Raw genomic sequence first — 19,980 nt, 5'->3', positions numbered from 1 at the left:
GGGTTCGGAAGGTCGACTGCCGAAGCGCGCGAAACTCATCGGTGCATCCGACAAAAAACGTCGCCGGTCGCCGCCATGCCTATGGCATGAGCATTGCTTAACCACGCCAACAACGGCCCAGGCGGGCTCTCCGGGGGGCGAGCGCGGTAGCGCCGGCTGGCCCCGACGGGGTGTCGCGAGGGCCTTGGTCGGACGGGCACCGCGCGGCGCCGCTCCGCCTGGCGCCGTCCGTCGTAACATTGGCGCCCGACGCCGCTGCCGCAGCGGCGCGCCGAGCCCATCCTTGCGTCGATCCCGGTGAGGCGCCGCGCGCCCCCGGGCTCGATCCCCCTCCGAGGTACGCCATGAGCCAGTTGCCCCGAGGCCCGCGCAGCCGACTTCTTACGACCTACAAGTTCCTCACCCGTCCGTTCGAGTTCCTCACGCATTGCGCCGCCACCTACGGCGATGTCTTCAACGTCCCCGTGCTCAGCGGCGATGTCGTGATCGCCGGAGGCCCCAGGACGGTGCAGGACGTGATGGCGGCGCCGCCCGAGACCTTCCTTCCCTTCGCCACCAAGGCGATCGCGCCGCTCGTGGGGGAGCACTCGCTGCTCATGCTCTCGGACGAGCGCCACAGGCGCGAGCGGAAGCTGCTGACGCCGCCGTTCCACGGCGATCGCATGCGCGCCTACGCTGCGGCGATGGCGGACACCGCCGCGCGCCGGCTCACCGAGGCGGCGCGCGCGCCCCGCGCCGTCGCCCAGGAGCTCACGCAGGCGATCTCGCTCGACGTCATCATCCGCGCCGTCTTCGGCGTGGAGGAGCCGTCTCGAACGAGCGCGTTCGCTCGGGCCGTCGTCTCCATGACCGACGCGCTGACCCCGGCGCTGACCTTCCTGCCGCCCTTGCAGCGGGAGCTCGGCGGCCTCGGCCCCTACGCGCGCTTCCGCCGGCGCGTCGGCGACCTGGAGGCCCTGTTCCGGGCGCAGATCGAGCGGGCGCGCGCGGCGCCGGGCGACGACATCCTGAGCCTCATGGTCTCGGCCCGTTACGACGACGGATCGCGCATGAGCGATCAGGCCATCTTCGACGAGCTCCGGACGCTGCTGTTCGCCGGGCACGAGACCACGGCGCTCGCCCTCGCGTGGGCCCTCGATCACGTGCACCGCCACCCCGGCGTCCTCGGGCGCCTCCGCGACGAGATCGACGCCCTCGGCCCGGAGCCCGACCCCGAGCGCCTCGCTGCCCTGCCCTACCTGGACGCCGTGTGCAAGGAGGCGCTGCGCGTCTATCCGATCGTCACCGAGTCCCCGCGCCTCCTGGCGCAGCCGTTCCGCCTCGGCGAGCACGAGCTCCCGCCGGGAACGGGGGTGGCGCCCTGCATCCTGCTCGTGCATCACCACCCCGAGCTCTACCCCGAGCCGTCCCGGTTCAGGCCGGAGCGCTTCCTGGAGCGAAAGTTCTCCCCGTTCGAGTACCTGCCGTTCGGCGGCGGACACCGCCGCTGCATCGGCGCGGCCTTCGCGATGTTCGAGATGAAGATCGTGCTCGGCGTGGCGCTGTCAGCATGGGAGTTCCGCCTGCTCGACGAGCGCCCGCCCCGCCCCGTGCGCCGCAACCTGACGCTGAGCCCCTCGGGCGGCGTCCCGCTCGTCATGCGCGCCCGGGGCCGCAGCCGCCTCCATGCCGTCGCCGCCTGATCCTGGCGCGAGGAGGCGCAGGGGAAGCCCCGGCACGGGAGTGCGCCGCCGTGGATGCCACGACACGGCGGACATGGAGGAGAGAGAGAAGATCACGACACAAAACCACCGTGCTGCCAGCGCTTCGGCGATCGTCAGAGGTGGATCTGGAATAGAGGGGCTCCCCCGCTTGCCGCATCGCCCCCATGCTGAGACGCCTTCTCCGCTCGACCGCCGCCTCTTCTCCCTGTGCATCCCTCTCGGGGCCGGTCGTGCCGATCGGCGCGGCCACGGGCGCCCATCCGCAGCGCGCCCCAGGCCCATCGCGTCACGCGCGGCCGCTCACCCGGCTCGGATGGGCTGCCGCGCTGCTCCTGGCGGCGCCCTCGTGTGAATCGGTCATCCCCTCGGGTTCGCCGCGCCCCTCCGCGGCGGCGCAAGCCCAGCTGGAGCTGCACGCCGGCGATGCCGACGTCTGGGCCTTCAGCGCGCGCGTCCAGGGCGCCCTCGCCGGCGCGGGCGCGCTGGAGGACTGCGCGATCCGGGTGGGTGGCGACGTGTTCCCCGCGGCGATCGAGCGGCAGCGGTTCTTCGCGGACGTCCCGCTGCTCGAGGGCGAAAACGAGATCGTCGCGCGCTGCCGGGAGGCGAGCGCGGGTGACCTGGAGTCTCCGCCCGTCACCTACCGCGTCCGGCTGGAGGACACGCCGCGCGCCCGCGCCCGCGCCGCGCTGGCCGGCGGCAAGCTCGTCCTCGACGCGACGAGCAGCGAGCCCAGCGAGCGCTCCCGCGCCGAGATCGTCGCCTTCGACTGGCTCCGCGTGCGCGCCGGCGCGGCGCCGGAGCCGCTCGGACAGGGCGCTCGCCTCGAGCTGCCGGCGTCCGACGGCGGCGGTCAGGCGCTCTACGAGCTCAGGGTGCGCGACGAGCGCGGCCGGGGCGACGCCGCGCGTGTCGCGCCGCCGCTCGAAGCCGCCTCCGGCAGGGCCGCGCCGGCGTGGATCGACGACGCCGTCCTTTACGGCGTCGTGCCGCCGTTCTTCGGCGATCCACCGCTCCGGAGCGTCCGCGCCGCCCTCCCCGCGATCGAGCGGCTCGGCGTCACGGCGATCTGGCTATCTCCACTCTTCGCCGCGCCCGAGGGCGACTTCGGGTATGCCGTCACCGATTACTTCAGCGTGCGCCCCGACTACGGGACCGAGCAAGATCTCCGCGAGCTCGTGGACGACGCGCACCGGCGCGGCCTGCGCGTGCTGCTCGATCTCGTGCCCAACCACACCTCGGCCGAGCACCCGTATTTCCGGGAAGCCGAGCGGCGCATGAACCGCGCGCACAGCTTCGCCTTCTACGATCGCGACGACGGCGGGGAGCCGACGCATTACTTCGACTGGGAGCACCTGCCGAACCTGAACTACGACAGCGCCGAGGTGGCGCGCTGGATGCTTGAGGCGTCGCTGCACTGGGTGCGCCGGTTCGACATCGACGGCTATCGCGTCGACGCCGCGTGGGGCATCAAGCAGCGGCGGGGCGAGCTCTGGTCCCCCTGGGCCGCCGAGCTCCGGCGCGTGAGCCCGCATGTCGCGCTGATCGCCGAGGCCTCGGCGCGCGATCCGTACTACCTGCGAAACGGGTTCGACGCGGCGTATGACTGGACCGAGGAGCTCGGACACTGGGCCTGGAAGGACGTGTTCGGCGCGCCGCGGGGCATCGCATCCCGGCTCGGCGCGGCGCTCGCCGCCACCGCGGCGCGCGCCGAGCGCACGCTCAGGTTCATCAACAACAACGACACGGGCGCGCGCTTCGTCACCCGCCACGGGCCGGGGCTGACGCGCGTCGCCGCGGCGGCGCTGCTGACGCTGCCGGGGATCCCGTGCGTCTACACGTTCGACGAGCTCGGCGCCGAGTACGAGCCTTACGGCGGCCTCGCCCCGGTCTCGCGGCCCCCGCGCGGCCAGCTGGCGCGGCATTACGAGCAGCTGATCCGGCTCAGGCGCGGCGTCGCGGCGCTCCGGTCGCCGGGGCACCACACGGTGCACGCCGGGGGGCCGGACGACGAGGTCTTCGCCTACGTCAGGCACGGCGACGACGCGTCTCGCTTCGCGCTCGTGGTCCTGAACTTCAGCGAGCGACCGGTGAGGAAGCGGCTCACCGTGCCGGAGCCGTTCGCCGCCCACGCGCGAGGCGGCCTGCGCGACGCGCTGAGCGGCGCCGGCGCGCACCTCCGGGCCGGCGCCCTCGCGCTGGACCTCGCGCCCTGGGACGTCCGCGTCCTCGTGCCGCGGTAGGACGAAGGACGGGCCCCGCGCGGGCGCTGCCCGCCGCCCCACGCCGGCCCACAAAAAACAGAGCGCCCATTCGACGGCGGGGGGGGAAGCCGTCACGGGCGCTCTGCCCTGGCTACTTAGCAGGACACGGGCCAGGGTCCTTCCGCACCCTTTTCAAGGACTTACCCGTAAGGAAGCCCCCGAAGATTTCGTTCCTGAGATCGCCGCTTGCAGACCTGACGGATGCACTCGCGCCGCGGCCGCAGGGCCGTGCGGCGGTCCAGCGCGCTCACCACCCGGCGTCGTCGCCCGGATCGACGTCTTCCGTCACCTCGGATCCCCCTCTCGCCCTCGTCGGTGAACCGGCCGTGGTCCTGCCGGCCGAGGTAGGCGATGCCGCGCTCCAGCATGAACTCCGGTCCGGCAACAGGCCGTGCGCCACGGCGGCGAATCAGCGCTTGAGCCCGGTCCGCGCGAGCCCCTCCACGAAGTACCGCTGCGCGAACAGGAAGAGCACCACGAGCGGCAACATCGCGAGGGAGGCGCCCGCCATGAGCACGGCCGGCTCGCCGCCGTAGGCGTTCTGGGTGCCGGCGATCATCTGCTGGATGTTCATCTTCTGCGGAGAGGTGATGTACACGAGCGGCCCGAAGTAGTCGTTCCAGGCGGCCTTGAGCCCGAGGACCGCGAGCGTCGCGACGGCCGGCCCGGCGAGGGGGAAGACCACCCGCGTGAACGTCTGGAGAGGGTTCGCGCCGTCCAGCGTCGCGGCCTCGATGAGCTCGTCCGGAATGCTCGCGAAGTACTGCCGCATCAGGAAGATCGCGACCGCGCTGCCCGTCGCGCCCGGCACGATGAGCGGATAGTAGGTGTCGATCCAGCCGATCCGGGCGAAGCCCACGAACTGCGGGATCAACGTGACCACGGTCGGCAGCATCATCGTCGACAGGAGCGCGGCGAAGATCGCGTCGCGCCCCGGAAAACGGAGCTTCGCGAAGGCGTAGCCGGCGAACGAGGCCGTGAGGAGGCCGCCGAGGGTGGAGGGGACGGCGATGAGGAGCGTGTTCCAGGTGCCGCGGAGGATGTCGATCTCGGCGAAGGCTTGCCGGTAGTTGGCGAGCGTCGGGCGGGCCGGGATCCAGCGGATCGGGACCGCGTAGATCTCGTCCGCCGGCTTCACGCTGGTGCTGATCATGAACGCGAAGGGCGCGAGCACGAAGACGGCCACCAGCGCGAGGACGGCATAGGAGAGGAGCCGGAGCGCGCGGCGCCCCCGGGACCTCCGGCCGCTACTCATCGTGCACCCAGCGCCGGGCGAGGCGGAACTGGAGCACGGTCACGATCATCACGAGCGCGCCGAGCACCCAGGCCATCGCCGACGCATAACCCATCTGGAAGTACTGAAAACCGGTGAGGTAGAGATAGAGCATGAACGTCGCCGAGCGGAACTCCGGGCCGCCGCGCGTCATCACGTAGACCTGATCGAAGCTCTGCAGCCCGCCGATGACGCTGGTGACGGCGATGAAGAACGTCATCGGGCTGATGGCCGGCAGGGTCACGTGCCGGAAGCGCTGCCAGGCGTTCGCCCCGTCGAGCTCCGCGGCCTCGAGCAGCGATCGCGGCACGCCCTGGAGCGCGGCCAGGAAGAGGACCATGTTGTAGCCGAGCCCGCCCCAGATCCCCATCACGACGAGCGCGGGCTTGACCAGGCGCGGGCTCGAGAGCCACGCGGGCGGGTCGGCGACGCCGAGGGCGCGGAGGTACGTGTTGATGAGCCCGTAATCGGCGTTGTAGATCCACTTCCAGAGCAGCGCCGCGGCCACGATCGAGCACACGGAGGGGATGAAATAGACGGTGCGGAAGAGCCCCTCGAGCCTGAGCTTCTGGTTCAACAGGAGCGCGAGCACGAGGGAGATGGCGATGCCGATCGGGATGCCGAGGAGGTAAAAGGCCGTGTTGGCGAGCGTCCGCCAGACGAAGAAATCCCGGGCGAAGAGGCGAGCGTAGTTATCGAGGCCGACCCAGCGCGGCGGCGTGAGCACCTCGAAGCGGGTGAAGCTCAGGTAGAGCGAAGCCAGCATCGGACCGAGCGCGAAGACGACGAAGCCGAGCACGGGGACCGCAACGAACGCACAACCCCAGCGCGCCTCGGCGCGGGCGCGCGGTATCTGCTTCTTCAACGCGCTGCCTCCGGTCCGGGGTTGTTCTCCCGCATGGTTTGCTCGACGACCGGCGCGAGGGCCGGGAGCAGCTCGCGCGCGCGCCGTTCGCCGCGCCAGACCTGGGGGAGGAAGCTCGAGAACACCTCGTGCCAGAAGGCGTTGGGCATCTCGGTCTCGGGGCTCGGACGGCTCGTCTCGGCGGCGCGCAGGAAGACCTCGGCGTGGGCCGGCCGCTGCCCGGGCTGGAGGAAGGCGGCGGTCGCGGCGACCGATCGCTGATTGGGCACCTGGAGCCCGGATCGGGCCAGCTCGCGCTGTCCCTCGGGGCCGGCCAGGTACTCGATCAACGTGAACGCCTCGGCGATGCGCCGGCTCGCGGCGCTGACGGCGAGCCCCACGGAGCCAGACCAGCTCACCGAGGTCATGCCCGGCTCCGGGACCGGCACGGGCGCGACATCCCAGTCGAAGCGCATCCGGCGATACCGCGGGACCATCCAGCGACCATCGATGTGCATGGCGGCGAGCCCGGCCTCGAAGAGCTCGCTCTGCCCGGCGCCGCCGCTGCGGGCGAGGTTGGGCGCCACGTGATGGCGGAGGGCCAGATCCGCGCACCACTGCACCGCGTCCATCGACACGCCGGAGTCCATGAGCCACCGGCGCCGCGGCGCGTCCACGATCTCGCCGCCCGCGGACCAGACCGCGGCTTCATAGGGATATCCGGTGATCCCCCAGCGCTGGACATAGCCTTCGCGGTACGTGAGCGCGCGAAAGGCGGCGATGGCCTGGTCCCAGGTCATCGGCACCTCGGGATCCGGCGCGGGGACGCCGCGGCGGCGCAGCGCGTCCTTGTTGTAGTAGAGCACCGTGGGGCCGATGTCCTTCGGCAGCGCGTAGAGGCTGCCCTCGTGGAGGACACGGCCATTCCAGCGATAGCGGTCCAGGGCGGTCGGCCAGACGTCGGCGAGGTCGAGCGTCCGACTCTCCTGCACGAGACCGTCGATGTCGCGCAAGACGCCCTGACTGACCATCTCGCCGAACGCGCCGTCGGGCACGTAGAAGACGTCGGGCGCGCGCTTCGCCACGATCATCAGCCGGAGCTTGTTGAGGTAGTCGTAGCCGACGCCGGGCACCTGCGTGTACTCGACGTGGATCTCCGGGTGGATCCGCTCGAAGGCGGCGAGCGCCGACCGCATGATGGCCCGCTCCTCCGGCATCCCCCAGCCGACGAAGGTGATGGTGGTGCGCGCGACGTGCGAGGGTGGATCGGCCTTCGAGGCGCATCCGGCGGGCGAGATGGACGCGCACCAGACCACGAGCCAGAGCGCGCGGCGGGCCATCTCAGACCCGCTCCTCGGTGCGCGGATCGAACAGGTGGACGTGCTCCGGCGCGGCGGCCAGCGTCACGCGCGCGCCGACGGCCGGCGTCGTGCCGCGATCCAGCCAGCGGGACACGATCGCGGCGTCGCCGACGCGCAGGTGGACGTACGACTCGAACCCCATCGCCTCGACCATCTCGACATCGCCTCGCACGCCGAGCGACGCGCCGGCGGGCGCGGGGCCGAGGTGCTCGGGCCGGACGCCGGCGATCACCCGGCCCTCGCGGTGCTCCGGTGTCCTCGGCAACGCGAGCCGCACGCTCGGCGCCGAGAGCACCGAGGTCGGGCCGTCGAGGCGGAGCTCGGCGGGGATCAGGTTCATCGGGGGTGCGCCGATGAACGTCGCGACGAAGACGTTCGCCGGCCGGTCGTAGAGCTGCTGCGGGCTGTCGTGCTGGAGGAGCGCGCCTCCGCGGAGGACGGCGATCCGCTCCCCGAGGGTGAGCGCCTCCGTCTGATCGTGGGTCACGTACACGAGCGTCGTCCCGAGGCGACGATGCAGGCGGCGCAGCTCGGCGCGCATCGAGCTGCGCAGCGCGGCGTCGAGGTTCGAGAGCGGCTCGTCCATGAGCAGCACGCCGGGCTCGCGCACGATCGCGCGCCCGATGGCCACGCGCTGCTGCTGGCCGCCCGAGAGCGCCCGCGGCTTGCGATCGAGGAGGTGATCGATCGCCAGCGCGCGCGCCGTGGCCTCCACGCGGCGCTTCACCTCGCCGCGCGGCACGCGGCGGAGCGCGAGCGCGAAGGCCATGTTCTCGAAGCACGTCATGTGCGGGTAGAGCGCGTAGCTCTGGAAGACCATGGCGACGTCGCGCTGCTTCGGGGGCACGTCGTTGACCACGCGGCCGCCGATGGAGAGCGTCCCGCCGTCGACGTCCTCGAGGCCCGCGATCATCCGGAGCGTCGTCGACTTGCCGCACCCGGAAGGCCCGACGAGCACGAGGAGCTCGCCGTCCTCGATGCGCAGCGACAGGTCCTCCACGATGGGCGCGCTCCCCTGGTAGCGCTTGTACACATGCTCGAACGCGATCGCGGCCACGCTTCCGCCTCCTCGGCGCCGCTGCTCGTGAACCGCGGCGTGGGCGAGATCAAGCTGCCGGGCGAGCGCCGCCTTCGCGTCGCCGGGCGAGCCCCCAGCTGGACGCCGAGCCAAGGATCTCGGCCAGATCCGCGACGTCGTGACCGCGCGCGACGAGCTCTTCGGTGATCGCGCTGCCAGTGTAGCCGGGTCCGCCGGTGGAAAGGACGCGCATGAAACCACCTAACTTCGTGGCCGGGGGTCACGCTCCGCGACGTAGCGCGCGAGCGCGTCGTCGAGCGACGGCAACAGGAGCCCGCGGCCGCTCCCGAGCGCGCTGTACCGCGGGCGCGGCGCGGCCAGGCCGAGCGCGCGGCTCGGGCAGCGCACGAGGCGCGTCGCGGGGACGCGCGCGAGCGCCGCGCTGCGCGAGGCGAGCTCCGCCCAGCTCGTGGCGTCCCGGTTGGCGAGGTGCCAGATGCCGCGCTCGCCGTCGATCAGCAGATCGAGGGTCGCGTGCACGAGATCCGGAACATAGGTCGGCGAGACGATCACGTCGTCGGCCGCGTGGAAGCTCCGGCCCTCGCCGAGGGCGCGCAGCGCGGCGCGGACGAAGTTCGCTTCGTCCCAGGGACCGAAGAACGCGGCGGTGCGCACCACCAGCGCCTCCGGGAGGATCGCCAGGACGTTCCACTCCGCCGTCGCCTTGCTCCGGCCGTAGACGTTGAGCGGCCGCGCGGGATCGGTCTCCACGTACGGCGAGCGCCGCGCGCCGTCGAAGACCAGATCGGCCGAGAAGGTGACGAGCCGCGCGTCACGCCGGCGACACGCGATCGCGAGCACGGCGGGCCCCAGCGCGTTCTCGCGCTCGCAGCGGTGCGGCTCGCGCTCGGCCTCGTCGACACGCACGAACCCCGCCGTGTTGACGACCGCCCACGGGGCGAACCGATCGAGGGCGCGCTCGACCGACGCGGGATCGGCGATGTCCATCTCATCGCGCCCGATCGTGCGATGGGGCAGGCCGCGCAGCGCGCACAGGCGCGCGAACGCGCGGCCGAGCGTCCCCTTCGCGCCGGTGATCAGGATCGGCGGGCCGGCGGCGGCGGCGGCGGCCTCGGGCGCGGGCGCGACGGACGCGGCCGGACCGTACGTCAGCCGCGCCGGGCGCCGCCACCAGCCCGGCGAGGCGAGCACGGGATGCTCGAAGCGAGCGCCGCGCGCGAGCGCGGAGACCAGCCGAGCGAGCGCCGTCGACCGCGGCGCGGGGCCGCGCACATCGAACACGCCCGGCTCGTAGTGCCCGCGCTCCTCGGTGACGAGGCAGCTCCAGTCGAAGCAGCCGAGCAGCGACCACGCGGTGACCGCGCGCACGTCCGCGCCCGCCGCGCGCGCCGCCTCTGCGGCGCGGAACGCCTCGACCAGCCAGCGGAGCTGCTCCTCGCGCGGCCCGCCGAGGTGCACCTCGCTGATCGCCACGGGCCGGCGGTAGCGATCCCAGACCTCCTGGAGCCGCGCGCGGTGCCCGTCGATGCCTCCGGCGACCGCGCGCACGGCCTCGACATCGGCATACGCGTGCTTGCCATTTCCGCCGTGCGACCAGGCGGGGTAAGAGGCCAGCCGCTCGTCGAGGAAGCGCTCGCTCGTGATGTAGTAGTTGATGCCGAGGATGTCCGGCGGACATGGATCCTCGACGAACCACGCGAGCTCTGCGGGCGAGGCGCCCCACCCGAGGAGCAGCGGAAACAGCGGGTGATCGCCGTCCACGCGCCCGGTGAGCAGATCGAAGCTGAGCCAGCGCCGGTGATTCTCGTGCTCGGCCTGGTAGGCGAGCAGCGGCGTGCTCATCGTCTTGCCGACATCCTCGGTCTGGATCAGGCGCGCCCGGGGGATCACCTCCCGGATGGCGCGCATGGCGAGCGCGATCGCGCGGCACTCGATGAGCAGCGCGCGCACGAACGTGCGCGGATCGCGGCCGTGCGGGTACCAGTGCCCGTAGAGGCCCGAGAAGCGGGCCGTCGTGAGCGGCTCGTTCACCGGCGTCCAGTCGGTGACCCACGGATAGCGCTCGGCCGCCGCGCGGGCGAAGCGGGCGAGCCCCTCGGAGAAGCCCGGATCGACGAGGCTCGTGTAACGCGGGCCGCTGCCGTGGTGGACGAGCCCGATGATGGGCCGCACGTCGAGCGCCCGGAGCCGCTCGATCCGCGCGTCGGCCCAGCCGAAGTCCAGGCGCTCCGGCCGCTCGGGCGCCGTCCGCTCCCAGAGCACGGGCATGCGCAGCGCCCGGATCCCGAGCGCGGCGAAGCGATCGAGATCCTCGAGGCGCCGCGCGTGCCCGCTCCGCTCGAGCTGGTGGTGAACCACGTCGCCGACGCGGTTGACCGTGCACTCCACGCCGCCCCAGATCTCGAGGGGCGCCCTCGCCTCTTCCGCCATGCTCAAGCCGCCTTGGCCGCGGCGAGCTGTCGGTTCGGCACGCCGGCGAGCTTGCCATAGAGGGTGAGCGCCTGCGCCACCACCTGGTCCATGTTGTAGTAGCGATAGGTCCCGAGCCGCCCGGCGAAGTGGACGCCGGGCGTCTCCTTGGCGAGCTCCTCGTACCTGCGGTAGAGGGCCGCGTTCTCCGGCCGCGGCACGGGGTAATACGGATCGCCCTCGCCCTTCGGGATCTCGTAGACGATGGTCGTCTTCGGGTGCACCTGGCCCGTGAGGTGCTTGAACTCGGTGACCCGGGTATAGGGGTTCTCGTTCGGGTAGTTGATGACCGGCGCGTCCTGGTACCTCTCTTGATCCTTGGTCTCGAAGTGGAACTCCAGGGATCGATACGGCAGCTTCCCGAAGCGATAGTCGAAGAAGGCGTCGACGGGGCCGGTGAAGATCACCTCGCGATGAGGGATCTCGCTCTGCATCTCGCGGAACGAGGCGTTGAGCAGGATCTTGATGTTCGGGTGATCGACCATCCGCTCGAACATGCGCGTGAAGCCGTGGAGCGGCATGGCCTGGTAGGTGTCGGTGAAGTACCGATCGTCGCGGTTGCTCCGCACCGGCACGCGCGCGGTCACGGCGGCGTCGAGCTCGGACGGGTCGAGTCCCCACTGCTTCCGGGTGTAGTGCTTGAAGAACTTCTCGTAGAGCTCGACGCCGACCTTGCTGACGATCACGTCCTCGCTGGTGCGGATCTGCTCGCGTCGCACGGCGCGGGAGGCGAGGAACGCCTCCACCTCGGGCGCGCTCAGGCGCAGGCCATAGAGCTGGTTGATTGTGTCGAGGTTGATGGGGATGGGGACGAGCTGCCCGTCCACCCAGGCGCGCACGCGGTGCTGGTACGGGCGCCACTCGGTGAACTGCGAGAGGTACTCGAAGACCTCCCGCGAGCTCGTGTGGAAGACGTGGGGGCCGTACCTGTGCACGAGCACGCCGGCGGCGTCGTGGTGATCATAGGCGTTGCCGCCGATGTGCGGGCGGACATCGCAGAGCACCACCTTCTTGCCCGAGCCGCGCGCGAGCCGCTCGGCGAGCACGCAGCCGGCGAAGCCGGCGCCGACGATGAGATAGTCAAACATCGGCGCCCTGCCGCGCCGCCGGGCGCCGGGCCGCCATCAGCAAGCCGTCGAGGAGCTTGTCGATCTTCGACCATGTCGCGTCCCACGATCCCTGCGCGAGCAGCGCGTCAGCCCGCGCGAGCCGCGCGGCGTGGTCCTCGGCGAGGTACGCCTCGACGGCGGCCACGAAATCGCCCGCTGTGTCCGCGATGCGCGCGAGGCCGAGCTCGCCGTAGGGCCGGACGACATCGCGGATCGACGTGGAGACGACGGGCTTGCCGCCCGCGAGGTACTCCGGCGTCTTGGTGGGGCTGATGAAGCGCGTGGCCTCGTTGCGCGCGAACGGGAGGAGCGCCACGTCCCAGCCCGCGAGGTAGGCGGGCAGCTCCTCGTAGGTCTTCTTGCCGAGATAGTGAATGTTGGGCGCGCGCGGCAGGCTCGCCGGATCGATCTTCACGACCGGACCGACGAAGACGAGGTGCCACCCAGGCCGGGCGGCGGCCACGCCGGCGATGAGATCGAGATCCATCCGCTCGTCGATGACGCCGAAGTAGCCGAGCCGCGGGCCCGGGATCGTGGCCTGATCGGCGGGCTGCGCGAGCAGCCGGCGCGCCGCAGCGAAATGGGCGATGTCGACGCTGCTCGGGAGCAGGTGCACGTTCGCGTGCAGCGCCCTCTTGGACTCGTAGAGGCTGCGCCCTCCCGTGAAGACAACGTCGGCGCGGCGGAGCAGCTCGGCCTCGTGATGCTTGAGCGCGGGCGGCGCGCCGGCGAACGCGGAGAGCTCGTCCATGCAGTCGTACACGACCGCGCTGGCCGCGAGGTGCCGCGAGAACAGGAGCGCCATCGGCGTGTAGTACCAGAGCACGTGATCGTCGATGCCGAAGCGAGCGAGCATGTCGTCGACGAGATCGCGCTGCAGCGCGTGGATCCGCGCGTCCTCGAGGCCAGACGGAAGGTGCGGCGTGACGACGCGCACGCCGTGGCGATCGACGGGCGCGGCCTCGATCCGCGGCGGCCCGTCGCTCCACACCGGCTCCTCGAAGAAGAACACGCGTCGCGTGCGCGCGCAGCGCGAGAGGAGGTGTTGCGGGCGCTGGAAGACGAAGCTCCAGCGCAGGTGCGAGAAGCAGACGACGTCCGGCCGCCGTTTCGGGCTCATGCTTGTCCTCCTCGGTGGCGGCCGCGGCGCGGCTGATGTGCACGAGCGTGCCGCCCGGGAGGGGCAATACAAGGAACGTACCTAACAGGAGTTACGTGTCACGAACAGCAGAGCTCGCGAGCGAGCGCTCACGCCATCGGGACGAGCACCCTCGGGGTGAACCCGGATCGGGCGTCGTACACCCGCGCAACGCGCCCGGCCACGGCGCAACCGGATCCGCGCTTCGCGAGGATCACCACCGCGCCGCCGAAGATTGCCCGCTCGATCGCCCGAGGGCCACCTCCGTCGCGGAGCTCGGCCGCCTCTCAGCCGCCCGGTTTGGCGAGGCTCCGTTTGAACATCACTCCTCCCCGGCGATCACCTCGTCCATGATGATGCCTTCCTGGCGCGGGCCGGCGCACTCCGCGAGCTCCATCGGGTCGGGGTGCGCCTGCCCGGCGGCCCGGCCGCGCGTGGCGGCGGCGATGGCGTCGATCAGGAATTTCGGCGTCCGATCGGCGTACAGCAGCCCGTTGGCCTCCTGGTAGGTATCGGTGAGCTGCGTGTAGCAGAAGCCCGCGAGCAGCGGTGTCGCGCGCACCACGGCGAGGAGGCGCTCGTACGCCCGCTCCAGCGCTGCTGGGTTGTCGGCGGAGGTGTATCCCCACGTGCCGGGGCGGCGGAGCGCGATACCGCCCATCTCCGAGAGCACGATCGGGTGCTCCTGCTTGCGCGAGTGGCCGTCGAGCACGAGCACGCGGCCGCCGGGGCGCTCGCGCCGGAAGAGCCGCGGGCGAGACTCGCCGCCGTCGTAGCGCTGGGCGATCCGGGCCGGATCCGGGTCGTAGTCATGAATACCGATGATGTCGGTGGCCACGGCCTCCCAGCCGTCGTTGCCGATCACCGGGCGCGTCGGGTCGAGCGTCTTGGTGAGGTGATAGAGCGCCTTGACCGCGTGCCGCTCGCGCGCGCTGTCCGGCAGGTTGGGCACGCCCCAGGACTCGTTGAAGGGCACCCAGGCGATGACGCACGGATGGCTGAAATCGCGGTTGATCGCCTCCGTCCACTCGCGCGTCAGGCGCTCTATCGAGAGGGGCGTGAAGCGGTAAGCGCTCGGCATCTCCTCCCACACGAGCAAGCCCAGCCGATCTGCCCAGTAGAGATAGCGCGGATCCTCGATCTTCTGGTGCTTGCGTGCGCCGTTGAACCCCATGGCGCGCGTGAGCTCGACGTCGCGCCGGAGCGCGTCGTCGTCGGGCGCGGTCATCCCGGTCTCGGGCCAGTAGCCCTGATCGAGCACCATCCGGAGCGCGATGGGCCGCCCGTTGAGCAGCACGCGATCGCCCTGCACCGCGACGGATCGGAGCGCTGTGTAGCTGTGCACGCGATCGATCGTCTCGCCGTCGCGGGTGACGAGCTCGATCTCGGCGTCGATGAGCGTGGGTGACTCCGGGCTCCAGAGCAGCTGGTTGCGCGAGTCGTCGATGCCCGGATCGGAGAGCGCGATCCGGCGGTGGACCTCGCCGAGCACGACGGCGTAGCTGTCCTCGGCGAGCAGCGCGCCGTTCGCGGTGAGGCGCAGGCGCAGCCGCAGCCCGTCCCGGCGCTCGCCGCCGATCCGGGCGTAGAAATCGAGCTCCCATCGGTCGAGGCTCGACTGCCAGCGGAGCGCCGCGATCGAGCTCGCGGGCACGCGCTCCATCCACACCGTCTGCCAGATGCCGGTCGTGCGCGGGTACCAGATGGAGTGCGGTTCGAGCTGCCAGTCCTGCTTGCCGCGCGGCTTGGCGAGGTCGAGCGGATCGTCCTCCGCGCGCACGACGATCTCGACGGCGCGCGCCGAGCCGACGAGGTCGGTGATGTCGACGCTGAAGGGGGTGTAGCCGCCGGCATGATGCGCCGCGCGGCTCCCCGCGATCCAGACGGTCGCGTCGTAGTCGACGGCTCCGAAGTGCAGCATCAGCCGCTCTCCGCCGCGGAGCTCCGGCACCGCGATGGTGCGCCGGTACCAGGCGGCGCGGAAGAGGCCGCGCGCGCATACGCCGCTCCGCGGGGTCTCCGGCGCGAAGGGGACCTCGATGACGCCCTCCCAGGCGACGTCGGCTGGCCCCCGGAAGCGCGCCTCGGGATCGAGCGCGAAGCTCCACGCACCGTTGAGTGATTCCCACCCGGCGCGCCGGAGCTGAGGCCGCGGGTAGCCATGCGCGCGCCCGCCGGCGAAGGAGAGGTCTGCTCCGGGGGATGGATCGGCGGCGACGGACGGGTGGTTCATCCTTCGAGGTGCTTCCTTGGCTGTACGGCGGGGCAGACCTTACAGCGCCTCAGGCGTCACGCCATGCCGCCAGCGCGGGTTTTGATCGGCGCGGTGGCGCAGACTTCATCGACGCGCGAATACCGGACAATCGACGTCTCTCCATGAGTCCGCGAATTCCGGCGTTCCGAGCGGGCCCGGCGGCAAGCGGGCAAGTAGCCTCGAGCGGTGCGCTGGATCTGACAGGGAAGCTGCTTGCCGCGGGCTGGTCGAGCCTCACTCGGCGTAGACGGCCACCGTCGCGGTGCACGAGGCATTGCCGACGCAGCCGGCGCGGAAGGTGTAGTAGGCCGAGAGCGCCGCGACGTGGCCACCTGCACGGGCGACCCGGAGCTCAGGTCGAAGAGGCGGAGGAACGTGTCGCCCGAGGAGCTGGCGCCGACGATGCCGGTCGTGCGAGGCTCGCGCTGGCGCTCGGACCCGCCAGCAGTGGAGGCTCTTCCCTCCACCTCGCCACCTCGGCGCCGGGCGGCGCGCTCAGCCGGGCGTGGCGATCTCGTCGTAACCGCGGCCGCTGAACTGAAGAAGGCAGACGCCGTGGCCGAAGGGATCGGCCAGGCGGAGCATGCGCCCCCACGCCGCCACCTCGATATCGGCTTCGGGGACCGCGCCTGCCTCCAGCGCGCGGCGCGCGGCGGCCTCGAGATCGTCGACGACGAAATCGAGGTGGACCGGCGTCCAGTGCCGCCGGTAGTCGCGCGGAGACGCACCGGCGGCTGGCTCGCTGCCGGTCGGCTTCGCCAAGAGGTAGATGGGCGCCGCCGCGCCGAGGAGCTCGACCGCGGAGGCACCCAAGCGCCGCCCGACGCGCAGGCCGAACGCACGCGTGTAGAACGCGATGGCAGGCTCGAGCGCCGGAACATCGATGTTGACGAGCAGGTCCGACATGCGATGAGTCTAGCTGCAGGGCACGTCGCCCCCAAGCCAGGGCGCTTCGCGGCTGCGCAGGGGGACGCCCGGCGCGGGGCCGAAAGCCATCGCGTCAGAGCGTCTCGAGGTACGCGACGAGATCGTCGATCTGGGCCGGCGTGAGCGCCGAGGTGACGCCGTGCCGGTCCCCTCCGCCGCACGGGCCGAAGCGGTCGTGGAGCGTCGCGGCGCAGCCGTCGTGCATGTACGGGGCGCGCGCCGCGAGCCCGTGCAGCGAGGGCACCTGGAAGGGCTGGCCCGTGCCCACGTCGACCGTCTCGTTGTTCGTGAGCTTCCTGCCGGAATGGCACGTCGTGCATCCCAGGGTCGGGTCGTAGAGGAGCCACTTGCCGCGCTCGACGGCGTCCTCGTCCGCCGGCTTCGACCGGGGCAGGGCCTTGATCGTGTCGAGCCACTCCGCGAACGCGTCGAGGCGCTCGCGGTCCGGAAGCGAGCCGCCCATCCGCTTCTCGAGCACCTCCTCCATGAAGCCCCTGAAGTCCACCAGGCCACCGTCCCAGTGCAGCGGCATCGTCGCGAGGACACCGCCTGCGACCGATTGCGTGCGGCGCGGTCCGGTGGGTTGGAAGTTCCATACCCGACCATCTTCATGCCCCTCCGGATGGCAGGACGCGCATGTGACGGAGAGGGCTCCACCGCGGTCGCCATGGAAGAGGGCATGGGAGTCGTCGAGCCGGCTCTCACCGGGAAGCTCGAGCGTGCCGAGCTTCTCGCCGCTGAGGGCCCCGAAGCGCAGGATGCTCGGCGGCTCCCGTACCTGCACGAGCAGGTTTCTCTCTCCGTCGTAGCCGACGGCGATGGGCTCGCCGCTGGAGCCGACGAAGAGGCGGCGCTGGTCGGGGGCGAGCGCGCAGGTTTCGATCCCGTCCTCCCGCTCGAGGGTCTCGAGCGGCGTCTCGACGACATCGCGGCTGCCCGCCTGCACGATCGCCGCGCTGAGCCCATCCGGCGACACCGCGATGTCGACCGGGAGCAGCCCCACCCCGATGATGCCCACACCATGTCTGGACAGCAAGGGCTCCCACGGATGCCCCTCGCTGGGCAACGGTCGCGTGACGGTCACCGCCGTGTGGATCAAGCGCCGCCTGCAATCCTTCGAGTAGTAGCGGCCGGCCCCCACGGCGTCGACGGGCGTGATGATGGCGCGCTGGTGCACCATGGCCACACCGCCCCCAGGCAGCGGGACCGTCCTCCATGCCACCGCCGGCTCGAACGCGCGCGTGTCGCTCTCGTCGCCGTACAGCTCACCCGGGATGTACGCGAGCGGCCTGATGCGCTCGGCCACGGTCCCGTCCTTCGCGACCACCAGGAGCTCGGCGGACCGGAAGCGGCTCACGAGGAGCGAGTCCCCCTCGACCACCACGTCGCGCAGATCGCGGTCGAGGCGGAGCTCGCGGACCGGCGGGGCCGTGACATCCGAGGAGAGCGTCACGAGCTCGCCTCCCGCGCACGCCACGTGGAGCAGGTCTGTCGAGGCGTCGTACGCGATCCCGCGGGGCGCGGGGCAAACGGGCCTGCGGTGCATCTCCCTGGTCGCGAGATCGATCGTGATCACCGCGCCCCCGCGGCGGAGCGCCACATGAACGGAGCCAGCCGCCCCCTCGGCCACGCGCCCGGGCTCGTCGTCCTTCTCCAGAGGGAGGATGGCGTCCACCTCGAACGTGCCGAGGTCGACGATGGCGATCCTGTCGCGGTCCGGATCCGCCGCGATGGCGAGCGCCTTGTCGGCGGTCACGAGGAGCGTCCCGCCGCTGATCGGGGGAGGCGGCACCGCGGAGACGTTGGGGGGCGGATCGTACGTCTCGGACTCCGTGAAGCCTGGGGTCTCGTAGTACGGGAGTTCGTTCCAGCCGTCGAGCACCTTGCACCCGGCGATAGCCGTGATCATGGCGACGAGCGAGGTGAGCCCCGCTCCGGATAAAGCTTTCATTGCGCCTCCTGCGACCGGCGCGGCTGTGCAAGAAGGCTGCCGGGTTCGTGGGTCGAACCTCTGACGACACCACCTCTCCTCGAAATGAGCGAGATCGCTGCGGGCGTGCCGAGCTCAGGGGGCGCATCCATGCAGCAGGATGCGCGGTCGCCGCCCAGGGCACAGACTTCCGGCTGCCGGAATCGTGCTGGAAGACGCAAAATGTATACGCTGAAAAGGCCAGGTGTTGCCGCCGTTCCACACGCGGCGTTCAGGCTGGCGCCTCGCCCTTCATGGCAGTTAGGGAGCGTCTCGCGTGGACAAGGCGACCGGAGGGCCCCTCCCCTCAAGCCATCATCGCGCCCTGGGCCGCTCCATCCGGGCGCCCCGCCAGGAGCAACCTCGACGCCGGCCGCACGATCTCCTCGATCGCGCGCGCGGCCGCCTCGCCGCGCGCCGCGGCGCCGAACCGCCCGTGCGCCGCGAGCTGCGCGCCTTCTTCGCTGTCGCCTCCCCAGAGCTCCGCGCGCCCGAGCCCCGCGAACACCTCTTCCACCGCCGCGCGCACCCGCTCGCCGCCCGCGCGGATCGCCCACGCCACCGTGCCCCACGCGAGCTCCGCGTGCCGCGCCTCGTCCGCCGCGATGATCGCGAGCGCGCTCCGCACCGCCGGGTCCTCCGCGGCGCCGAGCTCCTCGGCCGCGACAACCGCCGCGATGGTCTCTCCGATGCAGCCCTCCTTCGCGGCGCGCGCCGCGATCGACGCGAGATCCGACTCGACCTCCACCCGCCCGTCGAAGGGAAACGCGCCGGGCGCGATCGCCTCGCCCGCATAGGCGCTCGCGAGGGCGAAGCAGAGGCGCGCGTGGCGGGCCTCGTCGAGCGCCGCGCGGTGCGCCTCCTCCACGAGATCGGCCGGCGCACCCGCGGCGAGCAGCTCGAGCGCGAAGCGGCCGAACGAGGCCACGGACGCATGCTCGAAGAGCGCGTCGCGCGTCCACGCCGTGGCCAGCGCCGCCCGCAGATCCGCGGTGAGATGATCGATCCGCGGCGCGACGGCCTCCGCCGCGCCCCACCCGGCGCTGCCGCGGGCGCGGACGAACGGCGCTGTCCGCGCCGCCTCCTCGACGAGGTACGGGCGCCCCTCGCACATCGGGATGAAGTACGCCTGATAGCAGCACTGGCCGTCCTGCAAGGCTCCATCGCTCTTGACGCTGTGCGATCCGAAGCCGGTCTGATTCAGGATTTCCTGCGCCTCCGGCCGCGAGGGGCACGCGACAGGCTCGCTCCCGCCGGCACCTCCGCCGCCCCCGGCTCCCCCCTCACCGCCAGCATCTCCGAGGCTGCTCGCATCGTCCTGCGGCCATGCGAAACAGGCCACCTTGGACACGGGCTCGGGATCGTCGGGACAGCTGCTATAGGTCGTGGTGCAGCCGGCCGCGCCCGCCGCAGCGGGGAGCGCGAGCAGGGCGAAGAGGCGATGGGCAAGCGTGCGGCGAAAGGCATGGGCGGCATTCATCAGACACCTCGTTGATGAAGAGCAGGTCCGGACGCACTTGCACGGCGCATGCCTCCCCCGAATTCAAGCCAACTTCGAGCCCCCGCGCCGGCAGAGTATGGTCGGGCAGTCATGGGGGTGGCGGGCCCGAAGGCGGGGCCCCTCCTCAGG

14 protein-coding genes are annotated in these 19,980 nt (G+C 71.7%); 2 read left to right on the top strand and 12 right to left on the bottom strand.

All coding sequences use genetic code 11. From position 1 onward, the window contains the following. Positions 1–344 precede the first annotated feature (344 nt). Both WMF22_RS16770 and WMF22_RS16765 read left to right on the top strand, forming a co-directional pair. The gene (locus tag WMF22_RS16770; RefSeq protein ID WP_438036345.1) at positions 345–1,682 is read left to right on the top strand and encodes a cytochrome P450; all 1,338 of its coding nucleotides are present in this window, start codon (positions 345–347) and stop codon (positions 1,680–1,682) included. A gap of 185 nt (positions 1,683–1,867) precedes the next feature. Beyond that, a complete protein-coding gene (locus tag WMF22_RS16765; protein ID WP_438036344.1) occupies positions 1,868–3,946 on the top strand; it encodes an alpha-amylase family glycosyl hydrolase in 2,079 nt (692 codons plus the stop codon). A gap of 430 nt (positions 3,947–4,376) precedes the next feature. Here WMF22_RS16765 and WMF22_RS16760 read toward each other — a convergent pair whose 3' ends face one another. The 12 genes from WMF22_RS16760 to WMF22_RS16705 form a co-directional block, all read right to left on the bottom strand. Next, a complete protein-coding gene (locus WMF22_RS16760; protein WP_437300070.1) occupies positions 4,377–5,222 on the bottom strand; it encodes a carbohydrate ABC transporter permease in 846 nt (281 codons plus the stop codon). Continuing rightward, positions 5,215–6,105 carry a carbohydrate ABC transporter permease gene (locus WMF22_RS16755; protein WP_437300069.1) on the bottom strand — a complete coding sequence of 297 codons (891 nt, stop codon included), beginning with the start codon at positions 6,103–6,105 and terminating at the stop codon, positions 5,215–5,217. The genes WMF22_RS16760 and WMF22_RS16755 overlap by 8 nt, the downstream gene beginning before the upstream one ends. Next, on the bottom strand, positions 6,102–7,424 hold the full coding sequence (locus WMF22_RS16750; RefSeq protein WP_437300068.1) for an ABC transporter substrate-binding protein: 1,323 nt from the start codon (positions 7,422–7,424) through the stop codon (positions 6,102–6,104). Before WMF22_RS16750 ends, WMF22_RS16755 begins: the two co-directional genes overlap by 4 nt. 1 nt (position 7,425) lies before the next feature. After that, positions 7,426–8,502 (bottom strand): ABC transporter ATP-binding protein, encoded by a 1,077-nt coding sequence (locus WMF22_RS16745; protein ID WP_437300067.1) that lies wholly within the window; start codon positions 8,500–8,502, stop codon positions 7,426–7,428. 49 nt (positions 8,503–8,551) lie between these two features. Beyond that, positions 8,552–8,716, bottom strand: coding sequence for a hypothetical protein (locus WMF22_RS16740; RefSeq protein ID WP_438036343.1), 165 nt, complete (start codon positions 8,714–8,716; stop codon positions 8,552–8,554). An 8-nt stretch (positions 8,717–8,724) separates the two neighbouring features. Beyond that, a complete protein-coding gene (locus WMF22_RS16735; RefSeq protein ID WP_438036342.1) occupies positions 8,725–10,914 on the bottom strand; it encodes a family 1 glycosylhydrolase in 2,190 nt (729 codons plus the stop codon). Positions 10,915–10,916: 2 nt separating this feature from the next. Further along, entirely contained in the window at positions 10,917–12,041 is a 1,125-nt protein-coding gene (glf, locus tag WMF22_RS16730) for a UDP-galactopyranose mutase (protein WP_437300064.1), read from the bottom strand. Continuing rightward, positions 12,034–13,182, bottom strand: coding sequence for a glycosyltransferase family 1 protein (locus WMF22_RS16725; RefSeq protein WP_438036341.1), 1,149 nt, complete (start codon positions 13,180–13,182; stop codon positions 12,034–12,036). Before WMF22_RS16725 ends, glf begins: the two co-directional genes overlap by 8 nt. Positions 13,183–13,522: 340 nt before the next feature. Then, entirely contained in the window at positions 13,523–15,433 is a 1,911-nt protein-coding gene (locus WMF22_RS16720; RefSeq protein ID WP_438036340.1) for a glycoside hydrolase family 2 protein, read from the bottom strand. A 516-nt stretch (positions 15,434–15,949) separates the two neighbouring features. Further along, the gene (locus WMF22_RS16715) at positions 15,950–16,360 is read right to left on the bottom strand and encodes a VOC family protein (RefSeq protein ID WP_437300061.1); all 411 of its coding nucleotides are present in this window, start codon (positions 16,358–16,360) and stop codon (positions 15,950–15,952) included. Between the two features lie 94 nt (positions 16,361–16,454). Next, the gene (locus tag WMF22_RS16710) at positions 16,455–18,332 is read right to left on the bottom strand and encodes a cytochrome-c peroxidase (RefSeq protein WP_438036339.1); all 1,878 of its coding nucleotides are present in this window, start codon (positions 18,330–18,332) and stop codon (positions 16,455–16,457) included. Positions 18,333–18,657: 325 nt separating this feature from the next. Then, on the bottom strand, positions 18,658–19,830 hold the full coding sequence (locus tag WMF22_RS16705; RefSeq protein WP_438036338.1) for a ferritin-like domain-containing protein: 1,173 nt from the start codon (positions 19,828–19,830) through the stop codon (positions 18,658–18,660). Positions 19,831–19,980 lie beyond the last annotated feature (150 nt).

Origin of the sequence: Sorangium sp. So ce204 (genome assembly GCF_051526795.1) — a bacterium.
In the GTDB taxonomy this organism is placed as follows: domain Bacteria; phylum Myxococcota_A; class Polyangia; order Polyangiales; family Polyangiaceae; genus Sorangium; species Sorangium cellulosum_B.
This window is presented reverse-complemented; position numbering and strand designations above follow the sequence as displayed.